Source organism: Leptospira montravelensis, from assembly GCF_004770045.1.
Taxonomy (GTDB): domain Bacteria; phylum Spirochaetota; class Leptospiria; order Leptospirales; family Leptospiraceae; genus Leptospira_A; species Leptospira_A montravelensis.
On the sequence record NZ_RQFO01000017.1, the window covers coordinates 207,195 to 221,406 of the forward strand.

Annotated in this window: 13 protein-coding genes; 6 read left to right on the forward strand and 7 right to left on the reverse strand. The window is 37.9% G+C overall.

Going from position 1 to position 14,212, the window contains the following annotated elements:
- Positions 1–168: 168 nt before the first annotated feature.
- Positions 169–1,041 carry a hypothetical protein gene (locus tag EHQ31_RS14885; protein ID WP_135571518.1) on the reverse strand — a complete coding sequence of 291 codons (873 nt, stop codon included), beginning with the start codon at positions 1,039–1,041 and terminating at the stop codon, positions 169–171.
- Positions 1,042–1,163: 122 nt separating this feature from the next.
- On the opposite strand from EHQ31_RS14885, the gene EHQ31_RS14890 reads away from it, so the two are divergent.
- A complete protein-coding gene (locus EHQ31_RS14890; RefSeq protein ID WP_135571520.1) occupies positions 1,164–2,018 on the forward strand; it encodes an SH3 domain-containing protein in 855 nt (284 codons plus the stop codon).
- The gene (locus EHQ31_RS14895; protein WP_135571522.1) at positions 2,011–3,264 is read left to right on the forward strand and encodes a phospholipase C/P1 nuclease family protein; all 1,254 of its coding nucleotides are present in this window, start codon (positions 2,011–2,013) and stop codon (positions 3,262–3,264) included. Before EHQ31_RS14890 ends, EHQ31_RS14895 begins: the two co-directional genes overlap by 8 nt.
- Here EHQ31_RS14895 and EHQ31_RS14900 read toward each other — a convergent pair.
- From EHQ31_RS14900 to EHQ31_RS14910, 3 genes are all read right to left on the reverse strand, one after another.
- On the reverse strand, positions 3,261–3,641 hold the full coding sequence (locus tag EHQ31_RS14900) for a DUF2237 family protein (protein ID WP_135571524.1): 381 nt from the start codon (positions 3,639–3,641) through the stop codon (positions 3,261–3,263). The two genes, EHQ31_RS14895 and EHQ31_RS14900, sit on opposite strands and share 4 nt — an antisense overlap.
- A 154-nt stretch (positions 3,642–3,795) precedes the next feature.
- Entirely contained in the window at positions 3,796–4,998 is a 1,203-nt protein-coding gene (locus tag EHQ31_RS14905) for a M23 family metallopeptidase (protein WP_135571525.1), read from the reverse strand.
- Complete coding sequence (locus EHQ31_RS14910) at positions 4,995–6,200, reverse strand: M23 family metallopeptidase (RefSeq protein WP_135571527.1); 1,206 nt, start codon at positions 6,198–6,200, stop codon at positions 4,995–4,997. Before EHQ31_RS14910 ends, EHQ31_RS14905 begins: the two co-directional genes overlap by 4 nt.
- 102 nt (positions 6,201–6,302) lie before the next feature.
- Here EHQ31_RS14910 and EHQ31_RS14915 point away from each other — a divergent pair, with 102 nt between their 5' ends.
- On the forward strand, positions 6,303–7,040 hold the full coding sequence (locus EHQ31_RS14915; protein WP_135571529.1) for a glutathione S-transferase N-terminal domain-containing protein: 738 nt from the start codon (positions 6,303–6,305) through the stop codon (positions 7,038–7,040).
- Here the strand turns inward: EHQ31_RS14915 and cutA are convergent.
- Positions 7,010–7,333 carry a divalent-cation tolerance protein CutA gene (cutA, locus tag EHQ31_RS14920; protein WP_135571531.1) on the reverse strand — a complete coding sequence of 108 codons (324 nt, stop codon included), beginning with the start codon at positions 7,331–7,333 and terminating at the stop codon, positions 7,010–7,012. The two genes, EHQ31_RS14915 and cutA, sit on opposite strands and share 31 nt — an antisense overlap.
- 50 nt (positions 7,334–7,383) lie before the next feature.
- Here cutA and EHQ31_RS14925 point away from each other — a divergent pair, with 50 nt between their 5' ends.
- Positions 7,384–8,172, forward strand: a complete 789-nt coding sequence (locus tag EHQ31_RS14925; protein ID WP_135571533.1) for an NADase-type glycan-binding domain-containing protein — start codon at positions 7,384–7,386, stop codon at positions 8,170–8,172.
- Positions 8,173–8,190: 18 nt separating this feature from the next.
- Here the strand turns inward: EHQ31_RS14925 and EHQ31_RS14930 are convergent, their stop codons facing one another.
- Both EHQ31_RS14930 and EHQ31_RS14935 read right to left on the reverse strand, forming a co-directional pair.
- Positions 8,191–9,234 (reverse strand): hypothetical protein, encoded by a 1,044-nt coding sequence (locus tag EHQ31_RS14930; RefSeq protein WP_135571535.1) that lies wholly within the window; start codon positions 9,232–9,234, stop codon positions 8,191–8,193.
- A gap of 108 nt (positions 9,235–9,342) precedes the next feature.
- Positions 9,343–10,437, reverse strand: a complete 1,095-nt coding sequence (locus tag EHQ31_RS14935) for a DegT/DnrJ/EryC1/StrS family aminotransferase (protein WP_135571537.1) — start codon at positions 10,435–10,437, stop codon at positions 9,343–9,345.
- A gap of 133 nt (positions 10,438–10,570) precedes the next feature.
- Between EHQ31_RS14935 and EHQ31_RS14940 the strand changes: the two genes are divergently transcribed.
- Together EHQ31_RS14940 and EHQ31_RS14945 are read left to right on the forward strand one after the other, a co-directional pair.
- A complete protein-coding gene (locus tag EHQ31_RS14940; RefSeq protein WP_135573970.1) occupies positions 10,571–11,845 on the forward strand; it encodes a valine--pyruvate transaminase in 1,275 nt (424 codons plus the stop codon).
- Positions 11,842–14,163 carry a hypothetical protein gene (locus EHQ31_RS14945; protein ID WP_135571539.1) on the forward strand — a complete coding sequence of 774 codons (2,322 nt, stop codon included), beginning with the start codon at positions 11,842–11,844 and terminating at the stop codon, positions 14,161–14,163. The genes EHQ31_RS14940 and EHQ31_RS14945 overlap by 4 nt, the downstream gene beginning before the upstream one ends.
- Positions 14,164–14,212: the final 49 nt, after the last annotated feature.

Below are 14,212 nucleotides of genomic sequence, written 5' to 3' on the forward strand. Positions count from 1 at the left end.
TAGGGAGGGATCTTTTTTTCAGAGACCGACTTTGGAAAAGATGAACTTATTGGAAAAGAATTTTTGATTTTGAGAAAGGGTTTTGTAAGAAAGGAAAAGATGTGGTAAGAGGTGTGTATTGGGAGGCGGGTCTAGTTCCCCACCCAAATCAGGGCGGGGATATAAGATTCACACCCCACCCCCAAACCGCGTAAGCATAGGAACAAGCCCTTCTTTTGTCTGACCGGCAGTGTCGTATCCAGGAAAAATCTTAACCAACTTCAAATAAAAATGTTTTTCGGTTCGTTTTGTCCCGTTGGAAGTTTTTTCAAACACATCTTTACTGTACAAATGAAATTCAAAATATCCCGACTTAAACTTGCCATCAACATTAATGCGACTACCGATTCGAAATCGCAATGGTTGTTTAGGATTGAAAGATTCAAAACAAGGTTCCCCATCAAAAGAAAGAGCTTTAGAAATATGAATTTTTTCTTTAATACCCATTTCTCGAAAACCCCGAGCACCAGGTAGTTGTAATAGAACTTTTCCTTCTCTTCTCAATTCTACAGTATAAGATAAAATCTCCATGTTAGAAACATCAATTGCACTTATATCCAAAGTTAGGTGATGATCTAAAACTTCGGTGGACCGAGTGATGATACTCCCCTCTCTTTGTCCAATGGTAATAACTTTATTAATGTCTAATGCAATAAGATATTTAAAAACCATACCGGGATCCAACAAATCTTTACCATGTATTGTCATCTCGGAGTGAATTGGAGTTTGTGTAATGGTATGAATGTCGGCAATGGGAACTTCATTAAAATCTAAACGACCTAGACCTACATTTGAAATTGTACCTTTTCCCATCAATTTGGTTTTAGAAGTTTCAATGCTTTTTAACTTTGCAATCGTCAGTCTTTGTAGGACAGATACTAGGATAAGTACGGCAACAAGTAATATCAGCAAGAAGACCCAATTTTCATAGGCATTCATTTTATCTTCCAACAATCGTATTTGTTCTACAGAATATGCTTTCATTACTTGTGCAAATATCATCCAGCCATCATCCTTTTTGAAATAAACCTATACTTTCATTGTCGACCTATCGTTTAGAGAAAAATACCACTACTATCGAAAAGAGATCGACTCTTGACCTTACGTTCCCTATTTTTTACACTATGTCGGGTTACAAATCTTTACTCAGCATTTTGATGTTTCTATTCGTTTTTCCCATTTTTCCTCAAAATCACTGGGATGACTATATACACGAAAAAACCGAAGGTTCCACCTATCTGATATTTGGTGACAATGTCAACCTTAGAGAAACAAATAATATAAATGCTAAAGTTTTAAAGAAACTTTCAATCGGCGATTCAGTCAAAATTCTCACAAAAACGAACCAAATTTTGGAACAGAATTCAGTTAAGGAATACTGGTATAAAATCCAATCAGAAAAAGAGATTGGATATGTGTGGGGTGGATTACTCTCTGATTATGCATTCGAATGGAATGACAAAACTCTATTAGCACGAAACCTAGGCGTACGGTTAAGGAAACTCGAACTAAAACTAATCCAAAACAATCAAATATTATCCATAGGAAGTTGGGATGTTGGACCTATAAGCAATGAAGGATGGAATCATACAATTTATCAACCAACCTCGTTTGCACCTGCCCCCGTTGCCGTTTTTGGATTAAGATATCTTGTATTTTCAGAAATTGAATACGGATATACAAACGAACAAATTTTCACAATGGATAAAGATCTAAAATTCGTTCCACAGTTTTCTTGGAATCCTGGTGCTTGTGATCCTCCTTCTTGTGCAGAATCTTGGCTTATTTTTCCCAATGAAAATTTGCCTGCCGACAAAAGAATCAACCGTAAACTTATAAAAGGAAAACCAAATACAATCATCGAATTAACTCATAGTTTTGATGTCGATGATGAAAGTTCTCATGAATACTTCCAATCCGAATACAATTGGAACGGAACTATCTTTCAAAAAAAGGAAAATAAAGTAACCAATGAATAAAATTATCAGCTTCGTCACCATTTTTGTTTTTACTATCCCTGCCTTTGCCTGGAACAACCACGCAGGAATTACCTATTTAATTTTAAAAGACCATTGGAAAGGTCAACCTACCCCTTTAGTCAAAGTAGAATCTTTAAAGACATTTTTATCAAAAGAAAAATCTTCCATCCAAGAAAGTTTGTCTATTTCTGAAGAATGGGCAAGGAATCGCCTTCCTCACCTAACTCCTACTAACGATAGTTTAAAGTTTTCTAAATCGACAAAAGATACAGATCTTGTTGTTAGTTTTTATAAAGCACTTCGTGTGAACCCAAACCACAAGGCTTCGCTTTATATACAATCTGTCGCCAAACGAGGTGGGACAAAACTGCCTTTGGACAAACTCACAACTTTAAATGATAAAGGAAAACTCACCAACGAAACCTTTTTATCCTTACATGAAGGTCAAATGATTGGTGCTGATGAAGTTTTGATTTCGGCCACAGATGAACCTGATTACGATTTGGATTTATATCTTTTTGAAGATAGTGGTAGTGAAGTCGGAAAAATTTACGGCTTCGGATACCAACCATTTGGAAATCCTGCTGTTGAATTTTCGTCACAAGCACCCTTCCATATGGGATTCTATTATGAACCCGGCATAATTTTTGCTCTAGCTGGATTTTTAAAACGAACTTATCCCGAATACCGCATCCATCAATTTACAGAGTTATCCAACTTAGCATTTCGAACAGGTCATCCTTATTGGGGATATCGTTTTGCAGGTTGGGCACTACATTACATTCAAGACCTGACACAACCATACCATTCTTCCGTATTACCGAGAGTGAGCGCTGCCAAACAAATTGGCGTACAACTCGTATCGATTGTAGGATACCAAACACCAAAAGATGATATGGTCCGGTTTGTTTCGGGAAGGCATACTTTGATAGAAGAATACCAGTATTATTTGATTCGAAACTTAATTGAAACCAAAAACTGGAATCACCCAGTGGCCACTTCCATCACCGACTTTTCCAAAAAAGAAAAACCACATTGGTTAGGTATGGATGGACTGCGAGAAAATGTTTGTAAAGAAGCCTACGATGCTGGGGAACCTATGGATGAACAGTTGGAAAATTTGGAGATTCCGAAATACGAAACTTTATATGAAGCCAATCATCCGATCCATAATATTCTCGGTTCCCTCCTCCACAATACATCCAAACACACACGAGCGTATTTGGATGCTCTTAAAAAGTACTAATTGAATTCATCAGCGGCAAATCTTTCCAATAACTCCAAGGGAATGATCTCTAACGCACGTTTGTGGGTAGACTCCAAAAAAACTTTGGGAGCTACCCCATTACGATAAGCCTCTAACCACCTAGAAGCGCAAAGGCACCAACGTTCTCCTGGTTTGACACCAGGGAATGCATATTGTGGCCAGGGAGTGATGAGATCATTTCCACTTTGTTTTTGGGATTCCAAAAATTCCTCTGTTGCCAATACACAAACCGTATGAGAACCGACATCTTCGTCAGAAGTATTACAACAGCCATCCCTAAAAAAACCTGTAAGTGGCTGTGTGGAACATGGAACCAAAGGCCCACCGAGAACATTGACTGATACATCCATTTCCATAGGAATCTCAAACTAGGAAAGGAATCAATTCTGGGAAGACGAATCTGCACTCAGGTGAGAAAAAAGATGGGGGTTTGCACCCCCAGTAGAACGACCAAAAGGTCTTGGAAAGCCCATAGCCAATCTACTATACATACATTTACTTGTCAAATAGTTACTGTTTCACATCAAAAAAAAGTATCTTTTTTTCCTCTCCGTTGATCCGCACTTTCACCTTCCATCGGCCGATGAATTTGGGATTGTTCGCGATAGAAAGATACCTCCCTTCAAAGGCTAAGTTTTTTTGTGCCACCCAATCCAGCTTCATAGGTTCAAAACCTTTTCCATCAATGGATATATCTACCTCAATTCTTTGGTTTCCCGGCCGAATGAATTCTAAAGACACAAGGAAGTTTTCCCCCAATTGAAAGGTATTATCCCCACATTGTATTTTCTCACGTTTTGTATTTAATTTACAAACCTGAATGTCTTCTGGTAAAATATCTGATTTAGGCGGATCAATCCCTGGCTTAGGATGCCAATACGTATAAAATTCATTCAAAGTATCTCTGTCGGAATATTGTGTTTTAAACACAGTGGGAATGGTGGTTACCTCAAGTTGGCGATTTGGTTTGTGAACTTCAAAGTGAAGGTGAGGCCCTTGCGTATAACCAGTATTACCCGAATATCCAATCAATTGCCCAGCATCTACAGTATCACCTACTTTCACAACCACACCATTTTTCATAAGGTGTGCATAATTTCCTAAAGTCCCATCCTCATGTTGAATGATGATAAAATTTGCTTTCGATAATAAATCTTTGCGAAACCCGCCCTCCGAATAACGTGACTCAGTTGCCATCACATAACCTTTTCTTGCTGCATGAACGGGTGTGCCAACAGGAATTCCAAAATCAATCGAATGGGCAAAGTTGCCAAAATGAGTTACACTTCCGTTGTATCCTTGTACGACTTTTGCATGAATTTCCGGACCAAAAGGTAATAGATAACTCACCGAATCATCATGAATGCTATCCCAATCTCCAGGTCTGACTCGAAAAGAAAACGAATGGAATGCATTTTTAGTTTTATCATCTAACAGGAACTTGGTTATAAAAACAGGAGAAGGACCTTTGACAACAACGAAGTAAGGAAAAACTATATCCGTTTTGAAATTTACCAGGGTAGCGTTCAAAAGAACGGAATTTGTAATTTTTGCATTCGAATTGTAGTTACGGATAGATAACTCAATTCCATCCTCATCCTTTGATTGGATAAGACAAATCCATTCCTGATTACATTCTTCAGTAACATTTGATTCCGCATACAATCCAAAAGAAAAACAAAAAAATAATATGATGATTAAAAACCGATTCACTTGATACTCGTTAATTGAAATTCAACTTCCTTTTGGACAACTCCATCGATTGATACAATGGCCGTCCAATCTCCTTCCAAAGTTTCCAAAGGATCTTCTAGCTGGACATCTAAATAAGTATCCCACCAGTCAGAATTTGTCTCCCAATTATACAATTTCAAAATAGAGGTACCATTTTTACGAACGGAAATTTGAATTTTATAACGAGATGGCTTCAAAAGAGGAATATAAAAATAAATTGGGGAACCCGTAGCAAAAGAGGTTCCATTACATCCCAATCTCTCTAGATTTTGAACAGATTCACAAATTTGAATTTCATCTATATCCGACTGAAGTTTTATAACAGGCAAATTAGGATCTCTTCGCCAGAGAAGTTCTCCTTCCTTAACAACATCCGCTTCGGTAAACTCCGTTCGAAATTGAGTAGGAATTGTTTGTTTGCGCAAACTGCGAGTGGGCTTATACACTTCAAAGTGTAAATGAGGTCCATCGCTGAACCCAGTGCTACCTGCATAACCAATCGGAGTTCCAGCTGTAACACGTTGGCCTCGTTTGACAAGAACTCCCATATAACGAAGGTGGGCATATTGACCTATGGTTCCATCGTCATGAAGAATCTTTATATAATTTGCAGAATGAATATATTTGATTTCGAAACCACCTTCATTATTTTTTTGTTCTGTATCAATCACAACTCCATCTCTTGCTGCTGTAATCAAATCTCCTTCTTTCAATCCAAAATCGATCGAATAACGATTGTCACCTTGATGGCTTTTGGTTCCTTTATAACCTTGGTACACCCGAACTTTTAATCCTTTTTCAAACGGAAGTTCATAGACAACTTTAGGATCGTGGGAGGCGGAATAATTTCCTAAAATCCATTTGTATTTAATTTGATACACCCAGCGTTTGTTAGGTTTATTTACGTTTAGTCGGAATAGTTTTTTACGTTTTGGACCTTTTAAAACAGTCACTAAGGGAAGTTTACGAGAACTTCTCATATTCGTGGACGTTGCATTAACGGAGACAGTAGTAAAAGTTTCATCAATGGCGATTTTGTTTTGAAAGTAAATATCCACTCCTGTTTTATCCTGAATGTAAATGACACACAATCTTTCCATCGAACAGAATTCCGAATGTTCTTTGGCAACTAGAAATCCAATGGGACAAACTAGAAATAGGATAAAAAAACCAAATCTCATAAAACAGGAATCATATTTACGATGTGAACTCTTAAAAGACAATCCATTTTCCATGACAAAAACTTGATTGCCGAATGATTTCTTATCTACTAACTTCGACAAATGACTGCAACTTTATTCACCTTCCCCATTTCACATTTTTCTGAAAAAGCTAGATGGGCATTGGATCTTGCAAATTACGATTACAAACTAAACCCTCTTGTTCCCGGACAACACATCCAAACTTTAAAACCCATAGTCAGCGATCTCTATGTACCAGTTTTAGAGACAGAAACAGGGATCATTCAAGGTTCTGGCAATATTCTGGATTTAGTGGAAGAAAAGGCATTTGGCCACAAAGCTTCTTCAGAAGAAAAACAGATGGAAGAAAAAATCGATACTCAAATTGGAAAAAGTTTACAAACACTTTTGTATCACTTTATTTTAGATTATCCTGAAATTGTAGGTAAATTATTTTTATTAAAACCCGCATCGCCTAATGATACCGTTGGTGCTCCTGAACATTTTGAATTGATAGCTTTATCTCTCAAAAGAAGATACAAAATTACTCCCAAAAACTTGGAGGTCGTAAAACAATCACTAGACGAATGTTCCAAAGAATTGATTGAAATTTATAAAGGCAGCAAATTTTTTAATGGAACTACCTTTGGCCGCGTTGATTTGACCTTGGCAAGTCTTATGGGAATGCTTGCGGAACCAAAGGAATCACCTGCCTATCCTTGGTTTACTTCTGTACAAATGCCTGAAACCTTTCTCACTTGGCGAAAAGAATTAGGTTTCGAAATATTATTCGATAAAATCAAAGAATTCTATAAGGATTTTCGAATCCAATCTAAATAGTCTGGATTACCAGAAACAATAGGCCACTCCACAATGCAGGGAGTTTCATAAGAATGTAATTCTTTGATCCTCTGCATTAAGGACCCAACCTTATCCTTGGTGGTTTTGAACAAACAAACCATTTCCGTTGTTTCTTCCAAAACATCATTCCAAATATAAATTGAATCCATTGATTTTATGATATTGGCACAAGCTGCCAGTCGTTCTGCCACTACCTCTTTGGATATTTTTTTGGCTTCCTCTTCCGAGGAAAAAGTGACATAGATTGTGCTGAAATCCCAAGCTTCCTTCATTTGTTTTTTTTCCTACTTGCTCAAATTTTTAGATACTTATAATTCTGTGTATGCAGTTTTCTATTTCAAAAACTTCCCTAATCATTGCGGCTTTTTGTTTTCCTATCTTAGCAGAACCACTCAATCCTCCAAACATTACTTCCACGAGTCAATTGTTACCAAATTCAAAAAAATACACTCCTCTATTAGCTATGGACGGAAAACTCAAAACCAGTTGGGTTGAAGGGGCAGCCGGCGAAGGGATTGGAGAATCTTTACAAATCAAATACAAATCGCCGATTAGTTTTCGCTCTCTTTCCATCTACAATGGATTTGGTGATCCTAAACTTTGGGCTGCAAACAACCGAATCAAAAAATTAAAAATTTCTACCGAAGATGGAAACGAAGAGATTGTTACTTTGAAAGATAGTTTATCTCTTCAAATGATCGAATTCAAATCAGAACTTAGGACAAAAGAAATTACTCTGACAATCCAAGAAGTATATAAAGGAACCAATACAGAAAATACTGCCATCGCAGAAGTTTTATTCAATTCAGAACAAGCAGGTTCTGCTCTTATCCCTCCCAAAAATACTTGGGCCATTGGAAAATGGAAAACCAAATCCAATATTGCAAGGATCCAACTTCATAATGATGGAACTTGTGAAATGGGATATGAAACTGCGAAGATGTTATGTACTTGGACAGAAAAAGGGGACAAAGTCATTGTGAGTTTAGAAGCAACACTTCCTCTCACGAATACAGATATTTTAGAAATCAAACGCAGAGGAAATCCAACTGATCCAATCCTCGAGATCAATGGAAAACATGAATTTATTTCCAACAGAGATGGTGTTTAATAAAAGTTTTTAAAATAATCAAGCCATCCAGGATAACCAAATAGATTCTACCACGGATGGTTCTTTTTCCTCCGTGGTTTCAAAATACAAAACTGTATTTTGGTATGGTTTTCCAGATAAATCTCTTACGGGTGTTAATAGAATTAAACTAACACCTAATTCTTTTTCCAATCGATTTAACGTAGACCATTCCTCTAAAGAACCTTGTTTCGGGTAAGGCAATATTAAAATTCCACTGACAGTATCTTTCCCTGCATTTCGTTTTTTTCTAATTTCCCACAAAATTCGACCAATCGAGTAACGAAAGTTAAATTCAGATACAGGTTGGATTTGAGTCCTTCCTTCTTCCCTATACAAAAACCCATCAATCGCACAGGGCCCAGAATATTCTTTAGGAACAAGTCCCTTGGTATCACGTACAAGATCCATGACAGGTGGTAAAAAGTGAGCTGAATGAGGAAGGTCTGTTCCAGCGATACGAATCCCACGAAATACTCCTTCCTTATCGATGAGCATCGCGGTAGAAGTTAAATAAAAGAACTCTCCATCTAACACATCCCATAAAGTTGAAAAATCAAAGAATCTTTCCTCTCCCACCCAAGACTCAGCTACGATGGGAAAACCAAAAAGTTTTTTGTTCACTTGGGACATCTTCCAGGAGTCTGATGGCGATTTAAAAATGATATGGTTTCGACCAGCTAGACCAAATTCACTTTTAAGAACAATGGGAAGTTTTGTTTCTTCTAGTTCGGCAAACAAATGTTCTTCGGAAGTAATTACCTTTGCAGGCAAAGGTGAGTGGTGTTTTCGAAAATCTAGTTGGGTAATTTTGGAATTGAGATACCTTGAAGTTTCGATACGAATCGGATCTTCCTGCAGTCTACCTTCATACCATTCGTTTCGGCACCCCCATTCGACAAGAGTGACATCGCCCAGGAGCCCCCCTTCTAAAAACGGTGTTCCCGGAGTGAGTCCAGAGTCCTTCCAATGTTTGGAAAGTTCTGCGCTGGGTAATTCTTCAACAAGGACAAAGTCTTCTGGCCTTGAGATCGGAAAAAACATTTTCTCTAAACAACGATTCCTCCTTTTGAGAGAGGAATCTAAATTTGGAGGATTAGAAGGCAATCTATACTCAAAAAGTGAGTCTAGATAATAGAGAGTCCTATCCAATCAATAGATTCGTCGGATGGCAGTGGCAATCCGTTGTACATTATCTTTTGTTAGGTTAGGATAAATTGGAATACAATGCCCTCTTTGGTAAAGGCGTTCCGCATTAGGAAATTCCAAAGGATTTTCTTCCAACACTCGATGAATTGGTTCATCTACAGTTCTTTGTGTTCCAATATGAATCGACTTAAAATATCGTTGGATCTCTTCGTAGTTTTGGCCCGATACAACGATAGGAAATCTTTGGAACGTATCTTCTGTTGGATTTTGAAAATAAGTTTCTAATCTAGAATTTTGAACTGCTTGTAAGTAAGCAGACGCAATTTTTTTCTTACGTTCTAAAATCACACCGAGTTTAGAAAGTTGTTCGATTCCAAGAGCAGCTTGGTAATCCACCAAATTATAATCATACTTTGGTTCACCAAAGTTACGTTTGGCGGAAGACCCAGACTTATAGGATTTCACTGCATTGGAAAGAGAAAGTTCCGAAGTAATGATCATCGCCCCATTTCCGGTGGTGATGATATTTTCAGCACTGAGGCCACAAATTGCAATTTTAGATTGTTTGCCGACGGAAATGGTTTCGGAAGTGGCACCAATGGCTTCTGTAAAATCTTCTACTATTTCCAATCCTTCGATAGAATAATCGGAAAGACGAATGAGAGATCCAAAACTATGATCAAATAGAGCAAATTTCGCACCTGACTCATTTTTTTTGCGAAGGAATTCTTCAGGACATGGGTGGAAAGAATTTCGTTTTAAATCCACAAGCACAGGTTTTGCTTGCAAAAGAAAAATGGCATCCAAAGCCGAGATGGGTGCATAACTAGAAAGGATAACGGAGTCCCCTGCTTTTACACCTAACGCAAGTAATGCTAAGTGGTATGCGGAGGTAAGGGAATTGGAAGAAACTGCATATTTAATTTTAAATGTATGGCAAAACGTTTTTTCGAAACGTTCTACGATTTCACCGGTAGAAAGATGTTCTTCTACGAGACACTCTAAAACCCCTTTCAGGTCTTCCCTGGATAGAGTCGGTTTAAAAAATTCGATATCTTTTTCTTTTCGAATAGGTCTTTGTATTGTTTCGGTGCTCATCCAACAGCACTCCTCTATATTATGTCACTTAAATACCGTATTTCTGAATTATGTCACTTCATTTTTCGAAATGCGAACATAATTTTAAGATTCCCTCAGAAAAATGGTTCAGAAACGAGAAAGTCTGGTGAATATGACGCCCATGACGGATTCTTTTCCTTCTCTTTGGGCCAGCCGCCTCCGCCAAAACCAGGGAATTCGTTCTCTCATGGAAGATTTAGGCCAAGTTACGGGACACCCTGAGGAAATCCTACTCGGGGGTGGAAATCCCGCCCATATTCCCGAAGCCGAAGAAATTTTTGCTGCCTGTTTTCAAACCTTAGCCAATGACCCGAACCTCACTGCACTTCTCGGAGACTACCAAGCTCCGATTGGAAACGACCGTTTCCGTTCGTTAGCCGCTGAATATCTTTCTCCGCATTTAGGTGCCAGACTCACAAAAGACAATATTGCTTTTTTTAACGGCAGCCAAAATGCCTACTCCTATCTACTCAACATCCATTCAGGAAAAATGTCTGATGGGAGTTTCAAAAAAATCCTTTTACCCGTAGTCCCAGAATATATTGGTTATGCGGACCAAACCATCGAAGCCGATACTTTTTTGGCAAACGCACCCGATGTGATCCCAACAGGAAACCATAGATTTCGTTATGGATTTAACAAAGAAAACTTTGATCTCTCAAACATTGGTTGTGTTGTGATGTCAAGGCCCACAAATCCCACCGGAAATATTTTTCCAATGGAAGACATTCAATGGATAGAAGAAAGAACCCAAAAAAAATCAATCCCACTTCTTGTTGACCTAGCTTATGGAAATCCTTTCCCCAACCTCATTGCAACCGAAGAACCTATCACTTACGCCGAAGGAAGAACTTTATCTTTAAGTTTTTCCAAAATTGGTCTACCAGGGGTTCGATTGGGTATCATCATCTCCAATCCAGATACTATTGAAACTCTTTCCTCTTTTGCGGCCGTTGGAAACTTAGCTGTGGGGAACCTGGGTGTATATATGATGGAGATTCTTTTTCGAAAAAATATCCTACCCGATCTTGCAAAAAACGTCTTACGTCCGTTTTATGAAAAAAAGTTGGAACTTGCCATTGCGATCTTTGAATCAGAATTTAAAAAGTTGGGAGTGGAGTATGAAATCCACGATCCTTTGGGTGGATTTTTTCTTTGGATTCGTTTTCCGAATCTTTCCATATCAAATCACAAACTTTACCACCTTTGTAAAGATAAACGGCTCTTTATAGTTTCAGGTCATTATTTCTTTCCGGGATTAAACTCAGATTTTTCCCATACTAAAGAATGCATACGTTTGACATATTGCCGTAAGGAAGAAGAATTAGCCAGGGGAGCCCATATCCTTGCAAAAATTGTGGCTTCACACCAGGCAAAATCCAAATGAGTGAAGACAACTTTGATCTATCAGACACAGACGTAGAGAATCCGTCTGCCAAAGAGGAAACATCTTCCGATAGACCATCCGCACAATCCTATATCTTTTTGTCTGATTCGGTTGGTAGTCTAACACCTACAGCACGTTGTATCCTGGACGAACTCAAAGACTGGCACAAACGTTTAGAAAAACATGGCTCCAAAGAAAAACACGCATCCTATTTGCTGACTGTAGACAAACTTCCCGAAGCTCTTGGAAAATATACAAACCTAGGAACCCAAGGTCGCACGGAAAATTCCATTTACCATGCACTGCGTCAAATTTTGGACATTGACCACAGAGGCCAAAACAGAGCCGCTTACGCCTACCCATATCTCATTCGAAATGGTAGCAAAATTGCTTCTAAAATTGCACTCGTAGCACCGCAAAACGAAAATAAAACGGATACCCAACCTTACAGGCAGGCTTGTTTTCGATTTTCGCAAGACCTAATCAAGGTACTTTTAGATAACCGTGCTAAAAAAGGAAGGAATTGGGATGAAGAAAATCCAGGTTCCTTACTTTTGCAAAAGAACAAAGAAGGTAACACTTGGCTTTATCCAAAACTTGGATCTCTTGAAGCAGAAATCTCCTCTCTTGTCAGAAAAGGATTTGGAAATTTACCTTATATTCCCATGCCGGATTTTCTCCAAGACTTCACTGAATTTGCAAGAGAACAAAACTTAGCACTTCCGATTTTAGCCGATTATCATATCGTGATTGATGAGTTAAATATTTTACCAGATGGAAGTTTCAAACGATTACCAGAAGTGGTGAACCAAATCCTTGCACATATGAATGGATTGGAACATTTTACAAAAGACCAACTCACCAAACTTGCGAAAGACGCAAAATACGAATCTTTCCTTGCTACTTTTAGCGATTATTTATCTAAACCAAAATTTTCTTCTTTGGAATCGAAAATGAATCCAGAGGAAGAAGTAAAAAAGTTTTTATCCATCATTGAAAACTTTCCTTATCCAATGGAAAAAGGAAACAGATCTTTATCAGTTAAAGAAACTATTGAACTGAGTGTGAAAATTTTAAAAAGACTCTCGGAAGAAAAAGGTTCGGTTCTAAATCGTAAAGATGATAGCATTTATGGTACAGTTAAAAATGCAGTCATCGCCAAAATTCCTGAACATACAAAAAATCATAATACACTACTAAGAATTGATTTTGAAGAAGAAGTCGCAAAAGCGGGGATCACTTCGGAAGAAAAAGCAAACGAATACATCAAACGTTTGAAAGACGATGTATTTTCAGATCATTCTTATTATGAAGAAAAACTTCCTGATGGTAGATCTGTTTATTATGTTGTGGATCATGGTTATATGGCTGCGGTCATCCACAAACTTGCGTTTGAAGGAAGAACCAATCCCGAATACAAAAAACAATTGGGTTATGCCAAAATCATCAACCATAAACTTTCAAATCCTAAACATCCAGAACTTAATAACAAACTAAAACCTGAGTTAATTGCAAAACTCAATGCCGATGTCAAAAATATGGAAGTGGAAGAATTGGAAAAGGAAAGATCCAATGAAATTCGCTCTCGTTTCAATGTTGTTCCTGGAATTTTAACCTTTGTCGTCAGCACACTTATTTTTATCACAGGAGCTTACTACCTCCGTTCTGCGATGCCAATTTTCTTTGGGGTTCCTTTCTCTGTTGTTCTCGGATTTATGGCTGCCATTTATTTCCGAGAAAAATCTACAGAAGAGATCCGAGAAGATATCAAAAACTCAGGAAAATTTTCTGGGATTGGAGATTGGGGTAAACCAACCTATCAATCTAGCTCCTCTTCTTCTTCCTACGAGGATGAAACAGAAAATAGCAAAAAGGACGAAAAACTTTCTAATATCTATAAAGCCGCAGATAACTTCGTATTTCCCAAACGATTCAATAAAATCACCGACAAAGTTTTGGATCCTAAATCCTTACGATCTCGGATTTACGAAAACTTAGACAATATCAAACGAAACAATATGACATTGGGAAAAGAGAAAGATAACGACAAAGTTGCTTCGACTGTAGAATATGCGGTATTACAATCTGTTTCTACCGTAGTCATCCCAGACGATGTTGCCATTCGGGATCTGCCGAACACCATTCTCATCAACCGAAATGATATGAAGTCAGCACTCTTTCGTGGTCAACTTGCCGACCACTACAGAGAGGAAATGAACAAAAAGAAGTTCGATAAAAAATTGGTTAAGTACTACACCTACCTTATCAACACGATTGAAATGGAGTATTATAAATACCTTCCGAAAAAACGAGTTTAAATACTAAAATTATTTGATTCTAAAGTGGTCGCTCTTCCTATGGAGTGTG

Bases quoted from the DNA above. Each gene is read 5' to 3' on its own strand.
- EHQ31_RS14885 (WP_135571518.1), bottom strand. From the start codon at position 1,041: ATGATATTTGCACAAGTAATGAAAGCATATTCTGTAGAACAAATACGA.
- EHQ31_RS14890 (WP_135571520.1), top strand. From the start codon at position 1,164: ATGTCGGGTTACAAATCTTTACTCAGCATTTTGATGTTTCTATTCGTT.
- EHQ31_RS14895 (WP_135571522.1), top strand. From the start codon at position 2,011: ATGAATAAAATTATCAGCTTCGTCACCATTTTTGTTTTTACTATCCCT.
- EHQ31_RS14900 (WP_135571524.1), bottom strand. From the start codon at position 3,641: ATGGAAATGGATGTATCAGTCAATGTTCTCGGTGGGCCTTTGGTTCCA.
- EHQ31_RS14910 (WP_135571527.1), bottom strand. From the start codon at position 6,200: ATGAGATTTGGTTTTTTTATCCTATTTCTAGTTTGTCCCATTGGATTT.
- EHQ31_RS14915 (WP_135571529.1), top strand. From the start codon at position 6,303: ATGACTGCAACTTTATTCACCTTCCCCATTTCACATTTTTCTGAAAAA.
- cutA (WP_135571531.1), bottom strand. From the start codon at position 7,333: ATGAAGGAAGCTTGGGATTTCAGCACAATCTATGTCACTTTTTCCTCG.
- EHQ31_RS14925 (WP_135571533.1), top strand. From the start codon at position 7,384: ATGCAGTTTTCTATTTCAAAAACTTCCCTAATCATTGCGGCTTTTTGT.
- EHQ31_RS14930 (WP_135571535.1), bottom strand. From the start codon at position 9,234: ATGTTTTTTCCGATCTCAAGGCCAGAAGACTTTGTCCTTGTTGAAGAA.
- EHQ31_RS14935 (WP_135571537.1), bottom strand. From the start codon at position 10,437: ATGAGCACCGAAACAATACAAAGACCTATTCGAAAAGAAAAAGATATC.
- EHQ31_RS14940 (WP_135573970.1), top strand. From the start codon at position 10,571: ATGACGCCCATGACGGATTCTTTTCCTTCTCTTTGGGCCAGCCGCCTC.
- EHQ31_RS14945 (WP_135571539.1), top strand. From the start codon at position 11,842: ATGAGTGAAGACAACTTTGATCTATCAGACACAGACGTAGAGAATCCG.